16 protein-coding genes are annotated in these 16,887 nt (G+C 70.2%); 6 read left to right on the forward strand and 10 right to left on the reverse strand.

Going from position 1 to position 16,887, the window contains the following annotated elements; genetic code table 11:
* Nucleotides 1-12: 12 nt before the first annotated feature.
* The 3 genes from ACGFNU_RS29820 to ACGFNU_RS29830 all read right to left on the reverse strand — a co-directional run bounded on the left by ACGFNU_RS29820 (nt 13) and on the right by ACGFNU_RS29830 (nt 3,778).
* Nucleotides 13-1,959: a hypothetical protein gene (locus ACGFNU_RS29820; RefSeq protein ID WP_392598906.1), complete on the reverse strand. Its 1,947-nt coding sequence runs from the start codon at nt 1,957-1,959 to the stop codon at nt 13-15.
* A gap of 125 nt (nt 1,960-2,084) precedes the next feature.
* Nucleotides 2,085-2,411: a DUF4233 domain-containing protein gene (locus ACGFNU_RS29825; RefSeq protein ID WP_392598907.1), complete on the reverse strand. Its 327-nt coding sequence runs from the start codon at nt 2,409-2,411 to the stop codon at nt 2,085-2,087.
* Complete coding sequence (locus ACGFNU_RS29830; protein WP_392599742.1) at nt 2,408-3,778, reverse strand: bifunctional folylpolyglutamate synthase/dihydrofolate synthase; 1,371 nt, start codon at nt 3,776-3,778, stop codon at nt 2,408-2,410. The genes ACGFNU_RS29825 and ACGFNU_RS29830 overlap by 4 nt, the downstream gene beginning before the upstream one ends.
* Nucleotides 3,779-3,945: 167 nt before the next feature.
* Here ACGFNU_RS29830 and ACGFNU_RS29835 point away from each other — a divergent pair, with 167 nt between their 5' ends.
* Nucleotides 3,946-5,178 carry a hypothetical protein gene (locus ACGFNU_RS29835; RefSeq protein WP_392598908.1) on the forward strand — a complete coding sequence of 411 codons (1,233 nt, stop codon included), beginning with the start codon at nt 3,946-3,948 and terminating at the stop codon, nt 5,176-5,178.
* Nucleotides 5,179-5,265: 87 nt separating this feature from the next.
* On the opposite strand, the gene ACGFNU_RS29840 is transcribed toward ACGFNU_RS29835, so the two are convergent.
* From ACGFNU_RS29840 to ACGFNU_RS29860, 5 genes are all read right to left on the reverse strand, one after another.
* Entirely contained in the window at nt 5,266-5,751 is a 486-nt protein-coding gene (locus ACGFNU_RS29840) for a hypothetical protein (protein WP_392598910.1), read from the reverse strand.
* Nucleotides 5,752-5,884: 133 nt separating this feature from the next.
* Nucleotides 5,885-6,106 (reverse strand): hypothetical protein, encoded by a 222-nt coding sequence (locus tag ACGFNU_RS29845; protein WP_392598912.1) that lies wholly within the window; start codon nt 6,104-6,106, stop codon nt 5,885-5,887.
* Nucleotides 6,079-6,756, reverse strand: a complete 678-nt coding sequence (locus tag ACGFNU_RS29850; RefSeq protein ID WP_392598914.1) for an RNA polymerase sigma factor — start codon at nt 6,754-6,756, stop codon at nt 6,079-6,081. The genes ACGFNU_RS29845 and ACGFNU_RS29850 overlap by 28 nt, the downstream gene beginning before the upstream one ends.
* Nucleotides 6,757-6,801: 45 nt before the next feature.
* Entirely contained in the window at nt 6,802-7,932 is a 1,131-nt protein-coding gene (locus ACGFNU_RS29855; protein WP_392598916.1) for a hypothetical protein, read from the reverse strand.
* 141 nt (nt 7,933-8,073) lie between these two features.
* Nucleotides 8,074-10,689 (reverse strand): valine--tRNA ligase, encoded by a 2,616-nt coding sequence (locus ACGFNU_RS29860; protein ID WP_392598918.1) that lies wholly within the window; start codon nt 10,687-10,689, stop codon nt 8,074-8,076.
* 148 nt (nt 10,690-10,837) lie between these two features.
* Here ACGFNU_RS29860 and ACGFNU_RS29865 point away from each other — a divergent pair, with 148 nt between their 5' ends.
* From ACGFNU_RS29865 to ACGFNU_RS29880, 4 genes are all read left to right on the forward strand, one after another.
* Complete coding sequence (locus tag ACGFNU_RS29865; RefSeq protein ID WP_392598920.1) at nt 10,838-11,767, forward strand: hypothetical protein; 930 nt, start codon at nt 10,838-10,840, stop codon at nt 11,765-11,767.
* A 120-nt stretch (nt 11,768-11,887) separates the two neighbouring features.
* Entirely contained in the window at nt 11,888-12,604 is a 717-nt protein-coding gene (locus tag ACGFNU_RS29870) for a hypothetical protein (RefSeq protein WP_392598922.1), read from the forward strand.
* Nucleotides 12,605-12,739: 135 nt separating this feature from the next.
* Nucleotides 12,740-13,561 carry a sensor histidine kinase gene (locus tag ACGFNU_RS29875; protein ID WP_392598924.1) on the forward strand — a complete coding sequence of 274 codons (822 nt, stop codon included), beginning with the start codon at nt 12,740-12,742 and terminating at the stop codon, nt 13,559-13,561.
* Nucleotides 13,524-14,174: a response regulator gene (locus tag ACGFNU_RS29880; protein WP_392598926.1), complete on the forward strand. Its 651-nt coding sequence runs from the start codon at nt 13,524-13,526 to the stop codon at nt 14,172-14,174. Before ACGFNU_RS29875 ends, ACGFNU_RS29880 begins: the two co-directional genes overlap by 38 nt.
* Before the next feature lie 89 nt (nt 14,175-14,263).
* Here the strand turns inward: ACGFNU_RS29880 and ACGFNU_RS29885 are convergent, their stop codons facing one another.
* Both ACGFNU_RS29885 and ACGFNU_RS29890 read right to left on the reverse strand, forming a co-directional pair.
* A complete protein-coding gene (locus ACGFNU_RS29885) occupies nt 14,264-14,839 on the reverse strand; it encodes a GNAT family N-acetyltransferase (RefSeq protein ID WP_392598928.1) in 576 nt (191 codons plus the stop codon).
* Nucleotides 14,836-16,179 carry a helix-turn-helix transcriptional regulator gene (locus tag ACGFNU_RS29890; RefSeq protein ID WP_392598930.1) on the reverse strand — a complete coding sequence of 448 codons (1,344 nt, stop codon included), beginning with the start codon at nt 16,177-16,179 and terminating at the stop codon, nt 14,836-14,838. The genes ACGFNU_RS29885 and ACGFNU_RS29890 overlap by 4 nt, the downstream gene beginning before the upstream one ends.
* A 207-nt stretch (nt 16,180-16,386) precedes the next feature.
* Here ACGFNU_RS29890 and ACGFNU_RS29895 point away from each other — a divergent pair, with 207 nt between their 5' ends.
* On the forward strand, nt 16,387-16,791 hold the full coding sequence (locus ACGFNU_RS29895; protein WP_392598932.1) for an ATP-binding protein: 405 nt from the start codon (nt 16,387-16,389) through the stop codon (nt 16,789-16,791).
* Nucleotides 16,792-16,887 lie beyond the last annotated feature (96 nt).

Below are 16,887 nucleotides of genomic sequence, written 5' to 3' on the forward strand. Positions count from 1 at the left end.
GACGCGAGAAGGTTACCCGGCTGAGGGCTCCTTTTCGTCCTCATGGACGTGGCCCGCGGCTCCCGCCCGCAGCCGTCCGCGTGCGCGGCGGCGGCCCTCGGCGCGCGGTCCCCGGTCGCGTGCGGCGGTGACGCGGAGGCAGACGGCGACCAGGACGACCGTCAGGACACCGGCGGCGATCAGCCAGACGCGGAACCCGGCGGTGAGCCCGTACAGCTGCTGCTCGCCGGTCTGCGGGCGCAGCCGCTGGATCTGGCCGGCCTGGAGGGAGAGCACCAGGAGCTGGCCGACCAGGACCGCCGGGAAGCTCAGCGTCAGGCCGAACAGCGCCGCGCCCACCCCGGCGTCCCGGAGGGAGGCGGCGAGCGCCATGCCGAGCCCGGCGCCCAGGGGGACGAGCGGCGCCAGCAGCAGCCAGGGATCGGAGGTGACGTCCGTGGCGAGGCATACCAGTACCGCCACGATGGCCAGGCCGTGCCCGCACAGCACCGCGCCGCGCGCCGTGTCGCGGGACATCCGCACGGTGCCGAGGGCTCCCAGCAGTGCGGCGGCCGCGGCGGCGGCGAACGGGACGAGATAGAGGCGAGGGTCGCCGGTCACGCCTGTCACATCGCTGGTCGCGTCCCTCATTGCTGCGGACGCGTTCGCCAGCCCGGCCATCGGCCCTGCGAGGGGGTAGCTGATCAGGCCGGTGGTCACCATCACGACCGCGCAGCCGAGCGGGCTGCCGATGGTCGCGTCATGGCCGCCCGCCATCGCGAGGCCGAGCAGCGCGATCATCGCGATGCCGCCCACGACGAGCTGCGCGCCCGGCGACCAGCCGTAGGTGGTGACGACGCCGAGGAACGCGAACCCGGTGGTGGGGATGGCGGGCAGCAGCAGCTGGCCGCGCTCGGACCGCCGCGCCGCCGGCAGCCGGCGGCTCGCGGCGATGACGCAGAGGAAGGCGGCGGCGAGCGCGGCGGCGGCGACGCCCGGGTACGGGCCGAACGCGACGCGCCAGTCACCGGGCGGGGCACCGCCGCCGGGAAGCGGGGTCGCCCGGAGTGCCAGCGGCATCGCGACGATGAGCGCGGCGGCCAGCGTGCCGGCCCAGATCGCCGCGAGGGCGCGGTTCTGGCGTTCCCAGACCAGGACGAGGACGGCGGGCAGCGCGATGCCCGCGCCGAGGCCCTGCGCCACGCGGCCGCCCGCGACCATCGGAACCGTCGCGGCGAGCCGGGCCGCGCCGAGGCCGCCCAGCAGGAGCATCAGGCCGATCAGCAGGACGAGGCGCGGCGAGAACCGCCGAGCCGCCACCGCCGCGAGCGGGACGGCGAACAGGAGCGCGGGCAGCGTGAGCCCGGCGGCGCGGATCAGGTTGGGCAGGCCAGCGTCGGCGAGGCCGAGGGCGTCACGGGCGGGCACCAGCACGTTCAGGCTGGTGTTGGGGAGCGCCAGCGCGATCGCGGGCAGCGCGGTGAGCGTCAGCAGAAGGGCGCCCGTCGACGCGAACACTTCCCGAACCCGGCCGCGCTTGCCGGGCTCGCCGGACGCGCCTGGTGCGGCAGGTCCGGCAGATCCGACAGGTGCGGTGGATCCGGCGGGTGCTGCAGCTGCGGTGGACCCGGCAGGCGCGGTGGGTGCGGCGGATTTGTCTGGTGCGGCGGCGGGCTGGCCTTCCGGCCGGTCGAGCAGCCCGCCGAGCGGGCTGTCGGTAAGCGGCTCGACAGACTCACCGGCGAACTGCCCGGCGGGCTGGCCTGTCCGCTCGCTAGTGGGCTGGTCGGTGTAGCGGTCGATGGGCTCGTCGATGGGGTGGTCGAGGTATCGATCGTCCGGCTGGGCCGCCGGGAGGGCCGCCGTGTCGCGGACGGGGACCTCGACGGGGATGGTGAAGCCGTTGGGCAGGTCGAGGGTGACGGTGCGGTCGGCGGGGTCGTCGGCCGGGAATTCACCGGGATCGTCGTGGGGGGACACGCCTTCTCCTTCACGAGGGCGTCATCCACCGAGGCACTTTCCCAGAAAGGGTGCGATGTCGGATTTGCGCGATTAATTAGAATCGCGAATTTCGGCGGATGAGTGGGGACGCCGTTCCCGCGAATTTAGCGTGCTTGGGCATTATCCGCCTTGCGTCCGAGCCAAATGGCCGTTCCCCAAAGCAGCCCGAAAAGGGCACCAAGGAAGAACATGGTCGGCACCATGAAGCCGGTGGCGATGATCAGGACCTGGAGCCCGCTGCCCGCCGCGACCGCCCACGGGAAGCGCAGCGACCCGGCCAGCAGGAGGCAGGCGACCGCGAGCCCGCCGCAGAGCCCGCCCGCGACGGCGCCGTCCACGTCCAGCACCGAGATCGCCACCGGGATCGCGAGCGCGATCACGATCGCCTCGCAGGTCAGCACCGTGGCCAGCAACCTCCGCGCGGCGTTCATTTCGTTCCCTCGACCCGCAGGAGGGTCCGGGCGTCGCCGGCGGTGACGACCGAGCCGGTGATCAGTACGCCCGCGCCCTGGAACTCACCGGTCTCCTCGGCCAGCCCGATCGCCTGGTCGATGGCGTCGTCGAGGCGCGCGGACACGTGCACCCGGTCGGCGCCGAAGATGCTCTCGGCGATCTCGGCCAGCTCTTCGGCCGGCAGGGACCGGGCCGAGGAGTTGCGCGTCACAACAAGCTCGGCCAGGACGGGTTCGAGCTGCTCCAGCATCCCCGCGACGTCCTTGTCGGCGAACGCGGCGAAGACCCCGACGAGCCGGGTGAAGTCGAACGCCTCGGTCACGGTGGCGACGCTCGCCTCCATGCCCGCCGGGTTGTGCGCCGCGTCCAGCAGGACCGTCGGCCCGGTGCGCACGACCTCCAGGCGGCCGGGCGAACCCGACTTGGCGAAGCCGCTGCGGACCAGCGCCGGGTCGAGCTGCCCCTCGTCGCCGCCCGTGTAGGACTCCCCGGCGGCGATCCTGGTGGTCGCCTCCAGGTTGGCCTCTCCCCTGGTCGGCGCGCCGCTGGCGAACGCCTCCACGGCGGCCAGCGCGCACGCGGCGTTGCTCGCCTGGTGGTCACCGAACAGCGGCAGGAAGATCTCGTCGTAGGTGGCGTGCAGGCCCTGGATGCGCACCAGCTGGCCGCCGAACGCGATGTCGCGGTGCACCGCGCCGAACTCGATGCCCTCGCGCGCCGCCACCGCGCCCACCTCGGCGATGCGGCGCAGCAGCACCTCGGCCGCCGCCACCGGCTGCTGGGCCAGGATCGCGATCGCGCCGGGCTTGACGATCCCGGCCTTCTCGGCCGCGATCTCCTCGATCGTGTCGCCGAGATAGCGGGTGTGGTCGAGGCCGATCGGCGTGATCACGGCCACGGTCCCGTCGGCGACGTTGGTCGCGTCCCAGGCGCCGCCCATGCCGGTCTCGACCACCGCGACGTCCACCGGCGCGTCGGCGAACGCGGCGTACGCCATCGCGGTCAGCACCTCGAAGAACGACAGCTTGACGCCGTGCTTGTCATCGATCAGGCCGACGTACGGGAGCACGTCCTGCAAGGTCTCCACGAAGCGTTCCTCGGAGATCGGCTCGCCGTCGATCGCGATCCGCTCGCGGAGGGTGGTCAGCTCCGGGCTGGTGTAGAGGCCGGTGCGCAGGCCGCGCTCGCGCAGCAGCGCCTCGATCAGCCGCGCGGTGCTGGTCTTGCCGTTGGTGCCCGCGACGTGGATGACCGGGTACGACCGCTGCGGCTCGCCCAGCAGGTCGATCAGATCGCGGATCCGGTCGAGGGTCGGATCGATGTCCCACTCGACCCCGCGGCTCATGATCTCGCTTACGGCGCCGCGATAGTCGAGCGGCTCGGTTACCTGGCTCACGTTGCTCCATGCCTGCGGAAAGTGACCTTTGCAGCCTACTGCCGCGGGTCCGCGGGTCGGTCGCGGGTCGGCGGCCCGGCCGCGGCGTCCGCTCGGGCGCCTGGAACGATGGCGGGGTGACGGCCGACGAGGTGTTCTTCCGCGAGTGGCAGGCGCGGAAGGCCGGTGAGACCCGCAGCCTGACCCGCGCCCGCGCCCTGGCGGCGGAGCTGAAGATCCTTCCGGTGGACGTTCCGGTACTCGTGGTCGTCGGCTCCAAGGGCAAGGGCACGGCGGCGACGTACGCGTCCGCCTGCCTGGCCGCGGCGGGGTTGCGCGTCGGCACGGTCACCAGCCCGGGCCTGCGCGGCAACCGCGATCGCATCCGTGTGAACGGGAAGGCCGTCAGCGAGGCGGAGTTCGCGTCATTGAGCGAACGGCTGGATCGGGCGATCGGCGCTCTGCCCGCGCAGACCGACGGCTATCTCGCGCCGACGGGTCTCTTCACGCTGTCAGGAGTCGTCCAGGCCCGGGAGCGCGGTGCCGACGTCCTCGTTCTGGAGGCGGGGATGGGTGGCCGCGGCGACGAGGTCTCGCTGTTCGAGCCGGAGGTCGTGGCGGTCACGCCGATCTTCGGTGAGCACCTCGGGGTCCTCGGCGACACCCCCGCCGCCATCGCCGTCGAGAAGGCCGGAGTGGCTGCGCCGCAGACCCGGCGTGTCGTGTCGGCCAGGCAGGATCCTGCCGTCGCCGAGGCTCTGGAACGGACAGTCGAGGCGCGTACGGGCGGGCGCGGGGTGGTGGAGTACGTCGAGATCGCCGACGTCCCGCAAGAGCAGCTGCCGTCAGGCCTGGGGATCAAGGCCGCCGAAGTCGGCTGCGCCGCCGCGTTGCGGCTGCTTGAGGGCGAGGGATTCGCTCTTCCGGACGCGGAGCGGCTGAAGGCCGTGCTGTCGACGGTCGTTCTGCCGGGTCGCCTTTCCTGGCATCGGCTGCCGGGCGCGGACACCGAGGTGCTGGCCGACTGCGCGATCAATGGCGCCGGTGTGTCCATGGCGCTCGACACGGCCCGGCGGCGGTGGGGTGGCATCGATCACGTCGTGCTGTGCCTGCCCGATCATAAAGACCTGGACGGTGCCGTGGCCTCGCTCGGCGCGCTGCCGGTGACGTTCGTGCGGCTGCCGTACGAACGGCTGCGCTTCACCCGGCCACTCCCCCCGAAATGGGACGTGATCGACGCCGCCGAACTCTCCCCCGATCGCCTGGCCGACCTGGGACGCCGCGTCGTCGCCCTCGGAACCGTCTACTTCATCGGCCAGATCCTCGATCTGGTCGACGCCGATACCGAACGCCTCTTCACGACGCCTTAGGCGCGCTGCTGAGCGTCATTGGCCGCCGTGGGGAGGCCATGGCGGTCATGGGAGGTCATGGATGGCGCGGGCCCCCATGACCTCCCTTCAGTACCCGGATCCGGAGCCCCCCTGCGTCCCGTTCGGGCTCCCAGGGAATTGCGGGACGACGCCGTCACCGTTGCCAAAGCCTCGCCGAGGACCGCCCTGAAAACCACCCTGCTGCCTGTCCGGAACCTGCCACTGGCGCGAGAACCCGGACCGGTCATGATCGTCACCTGCGACCGCGACTCCCGTGGCCACGGCCCCGCCGCCGATGAAGATGCCGATCAGCCCGGCCCCGGCCAACTGGACCGCCCGGTTCTGGGCGAACTTGCCGAACCTGCCGTCCTTGCGAACCGTCCCCGTGGCCGCCTCAGGGGCGGCGGTCACGGAGGCGGCCTGCTGCTGGGGCGGCGGCCCCTGCGGCATCGGCTGTGCCTGCGGCGTCTGGGCTTGGGCCTGCCCTTGAGCAGGCGGCTGCTCCATTGCCTTTGGCTGCGCCTGGGCCTGCGGTTCCGCAGGTCCAGGTGCGACCTTCTTCTCCTCGCTCATGGTCCCCCGTTCGTTTACCGGCATCGGCATTCGCGGCTTTATGGCCGCATTCGAACCGTGCCTTTCGAGCCTGAGAAATCCATGCAGGGAATCTGAAAAATGCCTGAACGCAGTGCCCTGACCACTGTGGGTCTCAGTTCACCGAAGACATACCGATGATGAAGACCTTCTTCTGCGGCTCGTCCAGGCCGAACGAAGTGCAACGGCCGTGCCGGTCGAAGTCCGGCGGCACGCGCACGCCCCAGCCGGTGAGGCCGTAGGCCTTGATACGGCCCTCGATCAAGGGGATCGCCTCGTCCTTGGGGATGCACCTGGCGTTCAGACGTTTCACCAGATCGTCGCGGAGCTTGCGCACGGCGATCGCCTGAGCGCGCTCGGCCGGGGTTCCCGGAGCCGCCCGCGTGCCCGCGCCAGCCGCGATCGGACGGTGCCCACGGCGACGCCGAGGGCCACGGCGGCCTCGGCGTAGCTGAGCCCATCCCAGACGCACAGCGCGAGCACGTCCTGGTCGGCCCTTGGAAGGCGGTGGACGAGCTCCAGCACGCGCCGCATCGCCTTCTCGTCGTCCAGGCGCCCGGCGACGTCATCGGAGTGATCCGGTTCCGCGGGCGGCGGTGGCAGCCGGTCCAGCGCCGCCCGGTGCCGCCTCCGGGCCCGGTGCTGGTTGCGCACGACGTTGTTGGCGACGCCGAGCAACCAGGGCAGAGCCGAGTCCCGTTCGAGCCGGACGTCGGCCCGTCGCCGCCATGCTTCCAGAAAGACGATCGACGTCAGGTCCTCGGCCGTGGCCCAGTCGGCCGTCCCCCGGAAACAGTGGTTGTAGACGGCGCGGGCATGCCGGTCGAAGACGGTTCCGAACGCCTCCGCGCCGCCGTCCGAGGCGGCCTGCCGCCAGAGCTCGGCGTCCGTCGGCCCACCGCCGGATCGGACGCGCGGGGGCGGCTCCGGGATCGGACGCGGGTGCTCGCGGGGATCGGGTGGTGGTCCAGACGGCAAAGGGGTCACATGTTGTCCGTGTCCGCTGCCGGAGGCGAGTTCCCCAGGGCCGTCTTAAGGGGCCTTCTTCTCCAGTTCCGGGCGCATCCTGGCCATCAACGCGGCCATGGCGGCGGTGTCGGGGGCCGCGGTCGGCGCGTTGTCGGCGATGACGCCGAACGAGACCCGGGTCGCCCAGGCGCAGTAGACGTGCACGTCGCTCAGGACCGCGAACGTGCCACAGACAGCCTGACCTCCGCCCCGGCCCGGGTTGGCCTTGACGGTGGCGATGGTGGTGTTGGGCCGGGACTTCTTGAGGAAGGCGTCGGGGTCTCCGAGGTCACCCGTACCGCCGTAGAAGACGACGTTCTGCGGGGCCATCGGGGTGCCGGCGTAGACAGCCGCGACGTTGCGCGGGCGTTCGGCACCGGCGCCGCGCACACCCGCCTGGATGAACGGGTAGGCGGCGGTCATCGCGGCGGACTCGGGGCTCTTGGTCAGGCCGCCCGCGACGGGCGCGATCACGATGGCGCGCGTCAGCTTGGGCGGGGCCGGGGCACCGTCGTCGAGCCCGCCGTAGAGGACGCCCGCGGCGACGAGGACCAGCAGGCCGATCCCTGCGGTCAGGACGGTGCCGATCAGCAGGCCGCCACGGCCGCTACTCTTGACCGATTTGCCCTGCTTGGGCTGGTACGGCACGGGCAGCGGTGGCGCGGGCCCGTCGACCGGACCGTCGGGCACGACCTGCCAGCCGCCCGACGTCCGCGCGTCCCCGGCGCGCTGATCGGGCCGGGGCGGCTGGGCCTGGACGGGGAGGATCGGCAGCGGGCCGGACACTTGTCCCCCGTCCATCAGGGTCCCGGGCGGCCCGGAGACGGGCCCCTCGGCCGCGCGCACGTCGGGCGCCGACATCCACCACGGCTCGCCGTCGTAACCGTCGTCGCCCAGCTCGTCCCGCAGGTCGTCGCGCAGGCCGTCCCGGAAATCGCCGCGCGGGTCATCGGCAAAGCCGCGCGGGTCGTCGGGAAACTCGTCGCGCAGGTCGTCCGGCATGTCGTCGTGGAGGAGCTCGAGGTCCGGCGGCACGTCGGGGCCCTCGACGTCATCGATCATCTGCGGCAGGACCCGCGGAGCGTCCAGGTCATCATCACGATCGATGTCCTCCGGAGCATCCGGCAGGCCGGGTTCGGTGACCGAATCCGCCATCACACCCCCCTCAATCCCACCAAAGCGCAGCGACCCCAGAGATCGTAGCCTGGCGCGCGCGTACGCCTGTCCCGTTCCGGGCGGAGTGGCCGAAATGACGCCAACGGAAGGGCCCCAACGCCCGGACGGGCCTCGATGTCGTCAGCCGGCGGGCAGCGCCGCCAGCTGTGCCTCCAGGCGCTGGATGTCGGTCTCGGCCTGGGCGAGGCGCTCGCGGTTCTTCGCCACGACGGTCTCGGGGGCCTTGGCCATGAACGCCTCGTTCCCGAGCTTCTTGGTGGTCTGGTCGACCTCCTTGCGGGCGGCCGCCAGGTCCTTCTCCAGGCGCTTGCGTTCGGCGGCCACGTCGATGGCCCCCGCGGTGTCGAGTTGGACCGTCACGCCCTCGACCGGGAGCGACGCGGTCGCGGCGAAGGCGTCGCCCGGCGCGGTGAGGCGCGCCAGCGAGCGGATGGCCTCCTCATGGCCCGCGAGCGGCGAACCGCCGAAGTCGAGCGCCGTGGCGACCTTCTGGCCGGGCTTGAGGCCCTGGTCGGAGCGGAACCGCCTGACCTCTGTGACCAGCCGCTGGAGCGACTCGACGACCTCGGTGGCGTCCTTGTCGAGCAGGTCGTCGTCGGCGATCGGCCACGCGGCCCTGACGAGGGTCTCGGCGCCGGTGAGCGACGTCCACAGCTCCTCGGTGACGAACGGGGTCACCGGGTGGAGGAGGCGCAGGAGCGTATCGAGCACCTCGCCCAGGACGCGGCGGGTCGGCTCGGCCCGCTCGTCGTCGAACTGGACCTTGGAGAGCTCCACGTACCAGTCGCAGACCTCGTCCCACGCGAAGTGGTAGAGCGTCTCGCAGGCCTTGGCGAACTCGTAGTGCTCCAGCTGGTCGTCCACCTCGGCGACGACCGTCTGGAGCCGCGACAGGATCCAGCGGTCGACGGTCGTCAGCTCGGCGGGCGCGGGCAGCGGGCCGCGGACGTGGGCGCCGTTCAGGAGGGCGAAACGCGTGGCGTTCCACAGCTTGTTGCAGAAGTTGCGCGAGCCCTGCGCCCAGTCTTCGGCGACCGGAACGTCTCCGCCCGGGTTGGCGCCGCGCAGGAGGGTGAAGCGGGTGGCGTCGGCGCCGTAGCGCTCGATCCAGTCGAGCGGGTCGACGACATTGCCGAACGATTTGGACATTTTCTTGCCGTGCTGGTCGCGGACCATGCCGTGCAGGGCGATGGTCTTGAAGGGCTCGACGCCGTCCATCGCGTACAACCCGAACATCATCATCCGGGCGACCCAGAAGAACAGGATGTCGTAGCCGGTGACCAGCACGGACGTCGGGTAGAAGCGCTTGAGGTCGGGCGTCTCGTCCGGCCAGCCGAGCGTGGAGAACGGCCAGAGCGCCGACGAGAACCACGTGTCGAGGACGTCGGTGTCCTGCGTCCAGCCGGCGGGCGGCTCCTCATCGGGGCCCGCGCAGAGCGTCTCGCCGTCCGGCCCGTACCAGACGGGGATGCGGTGGCCCCACCACAGCTGGCGGCTGATGCACCAGTCGTGCATGTTGTCGACCCAGGCGAAGTAGCGCGCGGCCATCTCCGGCGGGTGGATCGCGACGCGGCCGTCGCGGACGGCGTCGCCGGCGGCCTTGGCCAGCGGCTCGACCTTGACGAACCACTGGAGCGACACGCGCGGCTCGACGACCGTGGAGCAGCGCTGGCAGTGGCCGACCGCGTGCTCGTACGGGCGGACCTCCTTGACGATCCGGCCCTCCTCGCGGAGCGCCGCGACGACCGCCGGGCGCGCCTCGAAGCGGTCGAGCCCCTCGAACGGGCCGTGCGCGGTGATGACGCCGCGCTCGTCCATGATCGTGATCGACGGCAGCGAGTGCTGGCGGCCGATCTCGAAGTCGTTGGGGTCGTGCGCCGGGGTGACCTTGACGCAGCCGGTGCCGAACGCGGGATCGACGTGCTCGTCGGCCACGATCGGGATGCGGCGGCCGGTGAGCGGCAGCTCGACCTCGGTGCCGACCAGGTGCCTGTAACGCTCGTCCTCGGGGTGGACGGCCACGGCGGTGTCGCCGAGCATCGTCTCGGCGCGGGTCGTCGCCACCACGATGTCGTCGGAATAGCGGATCGAGACGAGCTCGCCCTCGCGGTCGGCGTGCTCCACCTCGATGTCCGAGAGGGCGGTCAGGCAGCGCGGGCACCAGTTGATGATCCGCTCGGCGCGGTAGATCAGGCCGTCGTCGAACAGCCGTTTGAAGATCGTCCGGACGGCGCGGGCGCGGTCGTCGTCCATCGTGAACGCCTCGCGCGACCAGTCGACGCTGTCGCCGAGCCGCTTCATCTGGCCCAGGATGCGGCCGCCGGACTCGGCCTTCCACTGCCAGACGCGCTCGACGAACGCCTCACGGCCCAGGTCGTGCCGGGACTTGCCCTCCTTGGCCAGCTCACGCTCGACGACGTTCTGCGTGGCGATCCCCGCGTGGTCCATGCCCGGGATCCAGGCCGTCTCGTACCCCTGCATGCGGCGCCGGCGGATCAAGGTGTCCTGGATCGAGTGATCAAGGGCGTGCCCCATGTGGAGCGAACCGGTCACGTTGGGCGGCGGGATGACGATGGAGTACGCGGGGGCGCTCGGGTCACGAGCGGCGTCGGCGGCGAAGTAGCCTGCGGATACCCAGCGTTCGTAGAGCCTGCCCTCGACGTTCGCCGGCTGGTACTGGGTGGGCAGGTCGACGTCGGCGGCGCCCTGGCCGCGCTCATTGCTGGGCTGTGTCACGGGACCGGATTCTACGGGTCGGCGGCAGGTGGAACATGCCGCCTAGAACATGCCGGGCTCCGGATGCGTCAATAGAAGGAGAACCAGCCGGTGCGAGTCCTCCCCCGGACCCCGTGGCGGGATCCGTTCCGGTGGCTGAGGAGATGACATGAGTGGTTGGAACCCCCCGCCGGGTCAAGGCGGACCGGGCGGCGAGCAGGGCGGCCCCGGTGGCTACGGTCAGCAGCCACCGCAGCAGCCGGGTTACCCGTCGCAATCCCCGCCCTATGGCGGGGGGAACGTTCCGCCTGGCGGATACGGGCAACAGCCTGGCGGGTACGAGCCGCCAGGCGGATATGGGCAGCCCGGGTCGTATGGGCAGCCCACGCAGCCAGGCCAGCCCGGTGGTTATGGACAGCCGGGCCAGCCCGGCGGCTACGGCCAACCCGGCTCGTACGGTCAGCCCGGTGGTTATGGCCAGCCCGGTCCGTACGGCGGCCCGCCGCGCCGCAAGTCCAGCCTGGGTCTGATCATCGGATTGATCGTGGGCGCGGCCGTCGTGGTCCTGATCGCGAGCGTGGCGGTGTTCATGGCCACCGGTGACTCCGGGCCCGACTACACGATCACCACTCCGCAGGCCGTGGCGGGGATGCAGCGCGACTCGTCCACCGAGAGCCAGCTCTCGTCGAGCATCCAGACGCTGCGCACCCAGATGGAGAACGAGACCCAGGGCAAGATCACCTCGTTCCGGTCGGCCTTCTACAAGGACCCGAACGGGTCGTCCACGGGCAGCACGCCCGCCGGGGTGATGTTCATCGGCGGCACCGGCAACCTCGATGGCGAGATCGACAGCTTCATCAAGGGCTTCAAGGAGGCCGCCACCAAGGCCGGCGCGCCGACGACCGACACCTCGCCCGGATCGCACGGCGGCAAGGCCGCCTGCAGCCAGATCAGCCAGTCCGGCGTGACGATCTCCGAGTGCGCCTGGGCGACGGGCAGTTCCTTCGGCGTCGTGGTGCCCACGGCTCCCAACACGTCGATGGCGGCGACCGCCGACATCATGCGCAAGTTCCGGCAGGGCGTGGAGTTCGAGAAGTAGGCAGGCGGGAAAAACCGCTCCGCGAGCGCAACGCGCCGAACGCCGCGTACGTCCAACGCATCAATCGACCGGGCGAGCACCCCCTCGAATCGCTCGCCCGGCCCGGCAAGGAGCGTTGACATGAGCGGTTGGAACCCCCCTCCGGCACCCGGCGGTCCGCCCGGACAGCCCTACGGCTACGGCTACGGCGCGCCGCCCCCGATGGCGTACGGCCCGCCCCCGATGCGGCGCAAGTCGAACGCGGGCTGCGTCCTCGGCATCGTCTTCGCCGGGGTCGCGGCCGTCGTCCTGATCGCCGTCGTCGCGATCGTCGCCGTCAGCATGAACGACCACACGATCGACACCCCGGCGGTGGCGGGCGGCCGCAGCCGCGACTACTCGGCCGAAGTGCGGATGAGCTCGACGATCAGCAGCCAGCGGCGGATCATCCAGCAGGTCACCGGCTACAAGGTCGACACCGTCAAGTCCGCCGTCTACGGCATCGGCAGCGACCGTTACGTGTTCGTCGGCGCGGAGGGCGACTTCGACCCCGACACCCTCGTGGGGAGCTTCCGGCAGGCCGTCAACCGCGAGATGGACTCCAGCCGGTTCAGCACGCTGACGCTGCCGATCAGCGACGCGGGCGGCGACGGCGAGGCGGCCTGCGTGAGCATCCGCCACGTCTCGTCCACCACGACCATTCCCTCGGTCTCCACGGCGATGTGCGGCTGGATGACCGGCGACACGTTCGGGCTCGTCTACCCGGCGCCGGACTCGTCCCTCTCGTCCACCCGCGTCTACAGCAGCCTCAGCGTCGCCGCCGTCATGCGCGACCTGCGCGACGACGTCGAGGACTGACCTGGACCATGATCAGAATGCGTTTTCCCGTTGCGCTCGGGACACAGGTCACCTGACACCGGGTCACCCCACCGGACAGGGTCGTTCCGGATGAGGACGGCCCCATCGGGAGACCGGCACGAGGGGAAGGACGGGATGCGGAGGCTACTGCCGCGTGCGGCCTGCGTGGCCGGCGCGTTCACCGCCGGAGCGGTGACGGCGCACCTGGCCAGCATCCCGCATCTCGTACGGCTGACCGCGAACCTCCAGCGGTCGCGCACGCGGATGCTGGCCGCCCACGAGGAGGAACGCCGCCGCATCCGCCACAACCTGCACGACGAGCTGGGCCCGACCCTCGCCAGCGTCGCGATGTCCCTCGACGAGGCCAGGATCATGCTCGCCACCGATCCCGCCCGGGTGGACCCGATCCTCTGCGAGATACGCGACCGGCTCGCCTCCACCGTCGGGGAGGTCCGCGACCTCGCACACGGACTGCGCCCACCGGCGCTGGACGACCTGGGCCTGGTGGGCGCGATCGAATCCCTCGCCGAGGGCGCCTGCGAACGGGTGGACGTCCGGTTCGACGGCGACCCCACGGACCTCCCCGCGGCCACCGAGGTAGCCGCGTACCACATCGTCGCCGAGGCCCTCACGAACGTCCGCAGGCACTCCAACGCGTGCACCGCGCTCGTCCTCCTGAGCCGCGACACCGAACTGCACCTCACCGTCGCCGACTCGGGCAGGGGCCTGCACAACGGCCACACCAACGGCGCCCGCCCTCGCGGTGGCCGAGGCCTGGCCGCCATGCACGAATGGGCGGCCGAGGTCGGCGGCGGCTGCACGATCACCTCGCGCGCCGGCGGCGGCACGGTCGTCTCGGCACGGCTTCCCCTCGCCGTGCCGGGTAGCATCGGCCTTCGACCGGCAAAGGCGGACGAACATGAGCGCAGAGGGCATCCGGGTCCTCATCACCGATGATCACCCCGTTTTCCGCCAGGGCCTCAAGGGGCTCCTGACGGCGCTCGGCGTGGACGTCGTGGCCGAGGCGGAGAGCGGCCCCGAGGCCGTCAGGCTGTCCGCCGAGCTGCAACCCGACGTCGTCGTGATGGATCTCCACATGCCCGGCGGCAACGGCATCGAGGCGACCCGCACCATCACCCGCACGAGCCCCCGGATCGGCGTCCTCGTCCTCACCATGTTCCGCGACGACGACTCCGTCTTCGCCGCCATGCGCGCCGGGGCCCGCGGCTACCTCCTCAAGGAGTCCGGCGCCGAAGAGATCGCCCGCGCCGTCCGGGCCGTGGCCGCCGGCGAGGCGATCTACGGCCCCGAGATCGCCCGCCGCGTCCTGGCCTACTTCACCGACATGCCCGACCCGCGCCAGGCGGCCTTCCCCCAGCTCACCGAACGCGAACGCGAAGTCCTAGAACTCATAGCTCAGGGCCGAAGCAACCAGGACATAGCCGCCGCCCTCTTCCTGAGCCAGAAAACGGTCCGCAACCACGTCTCGAACATCTTCATGAAGCTCCACGTGGCAGACCGGGCCCAAGCGATCGTCCTAGCCAGAGAAGCAGGCCTAGGCGGCTCCTAAAAACCCAAGGACAAGCCCTCAAGAACATCGCCCTCGCTACGCTCGGACAGTTTCATCGAACCGGGGGCAAGCCCCCGGAAAACGCCCCTTCAGTGGTGCGCCCCCTCCATCCCACCAAGCGGCAACTCGATGACCAGCGAGTCGAAATGCGGAGCGTCCGGAAAGGGCCGCAGCTTGCCGATCTTCCGCCAACCCCACCGGGCATACGCGTTCTGGGCTGACATGTTGTCCTCCCGCACCAGCAACGTCGCACGTTCCTCGCCCCTCCCCCGCAACAACTCGTCATGAAGGGCATGAGCGACGCCCTGCCCCTGCCACTCAGGCACGACCATCAACTCGTTCAGGGCAAACGTCCGTTCACCACTCTCCTCGGTGAACCGCTCCGGCACTGGAGTCGTCAACCCCTGCCACCACCGCGCATGAGGCGGCAGCGCATACCCGAACGCCTGCCCCACAGCCGTCCCGCCCACGTACGCGACAACGATCTCGAAGGCCGGCGCCCGCAGGTAACCCCGAACCCGCTCAGCGAACCGCTCACTCGAATAGAACGGATCGCCACTCACCTCCGCGTGGCTGGCCACATAAAGCGGCACGACCACATCATCGAGAATTCCCTGGACCGCCTTGGCATCGTGCCTGCTGAACTTCAACTCCGGCATCATCATTGCCTTCCGGTCACCGTGAGCAACTGGTACGCCTCCTGCACCGCTGACCGCCCCACCGTGGCCTCAGGGACCATCGCGAGCGAGGTGAGTGCGGTACGCCGCAAAAGCGCGTCATTCCCGAGTTCAGTTGGCAAACGCTCCAAAACCCTCACCATGTGTCGCCCGCCTTCGTCGATATCACCTGCACGGAGCAGACAGCCCGCACGGTGCAACTCCACCTGGGTACGCCCCTGCCAGTGTGTGTGCGGGTAGAGATCGAGCGCTCTGGCCTGGGCACGGGTGGCCAGTTTGATATTCCCCGCGAAGGTGTGCACATTGCTTGCGACATGTTGGAGGCGATGCTCTGACCAGCCCCATTGGGACACGCGGTCATCTTGCACTTGGACAGGGAGACGTTCGAACAATCCCTCCAGGTCTTCCAGTACCTTTCGGGCCTCCTGGTGCCGGCCAAGCCGCGCGAGCGCCTGGGCTCTGGCCGCCTGACCGCTCACGACTCCAGGAATCGGCGCATTGCCCCCGATCTCTATGGCTTGCTCTGCCACCTTGAGGATCGTCAGAGTGGGACGCTCTTCATAGAGGGAGAACACGGCTTGCCGACCACGAACGAGCGATCGCGTTTCAGGGTCACCCGACGCGTCAGCGGAGCTCGTCGCTGTTCGCCACCAGCGACGTGCGCTGCGAGGGTCTCCGACATTGGTCAGCGCAATGGCGGTAAGGGCGGCCAGATGGGCCGCAGTGCGGATGAGCCGCCGTTTAATGGCGTCACTTCGGGCACGCGAGACCAGCATGTTGAGCTCAACGATGTCGGTCAACAACTCGGGAAGTATCCCGGCTGTCGAGAGGTGGCCGACCTCGTGGGCATAGTCGAAGGCGACGCGCTCCCAAAGGTCAGCGTCGTTTTCCCTCACCTCGTCGATGACGGTGCCGGTCAAGGCAGCGCGGACCGGCTCGAAGTCTCTGCCTAACGGCACCACCACTGCCGTGGCAGCGAGCAACCCAAGCAGCGTGCGGCGGTTCAGGTCCTCCAGTTCATCAGAACCACCGTCCAGTGTGATCATCGGGCCGCTCACAGCACCGGTGGTCACCGCCCGGCCGATGAGCGCCGTTGAGTCGGTCTGCGCACCCGTCGTCTGCTCTGTCAACACCTCGTCAAGTTCATCCGGGCTGAGTTCAAGCAGGCGGCAAAGCTTGGCCCGGTGATATGCCTGGGGATCGCACTGCCCGCGTTCCCACCGGGCGACGGTAGACCTGTCGGATCCCAACGCCGCCGCCAGGGATTCCTGAGTGAATCCTTGCGTTTTCCGGCGCTTTGCCAGACGAGGTCGACGCATTGTCGTCATCGAACGTCCTCCGCGAGACCGGCTTTCTTGCGTTCGCCAACGTCAGCGTACGACCTGGGTCCCCCGATGCAGCGCGGATGCCGCAGAGATGCACCACGAGTGCACCACTACCGCTCTGTGACGTAGACGTGAGCGACTGTTCACTGAAAGTGACAGCCCCTACGAGGGCCGCGTGCTCCCAGATCGGAAATCGAGGCGATGACGACCTTGACGGAGAGGCTCCAGGCACATGGACGTGAGTTCGGGAAGGGCGTAATCGCCACGCCCGCGGTGGTGGGTCTCCTTCGCGATCTCACGGAGGCTCATCTCCACAAGTGGGGGCTCAGCGACCATGTCGAGAACGCGACGCTCGTGGTGAGCGAGCTGGTGACGAACGCGGTGAACGCCGGCCGTGGGCGTCTCATCGGCTTCCAGGTCATCTGTCTTCCCGCAGTTCTGATGATCGAGATCTGGGATCCCGCGGAATCCAAGCCCGCGAGGAAGACACCCGAGCCCGAGGACACCGCAGGACGCGGGCTGCTCATCGTCGAGGCAGTCGCCCAGGCGTGGGGTATCCGAGCCCACCCACCTGAGACAGGCGGCAAGACCGTCTGGGCATGCCTCGCTCTCTAGTCCCCCTCTGGGCGGACGGGGTTCTCAGATGAGTCACAACCCGTTCGGCCTGAGGGTTACAAGCGCGATGACCGGCCGCGCTGGCACAGTGAAAGG

This window comes from Spirillospora sp. NPDC048911, from assembly GCF_043198015.1.
GTDB lineage: Bacteria > Actinomycetota > Actinomycetes > Streptosporangiales > Streptosporangiaceae > Spirillospora.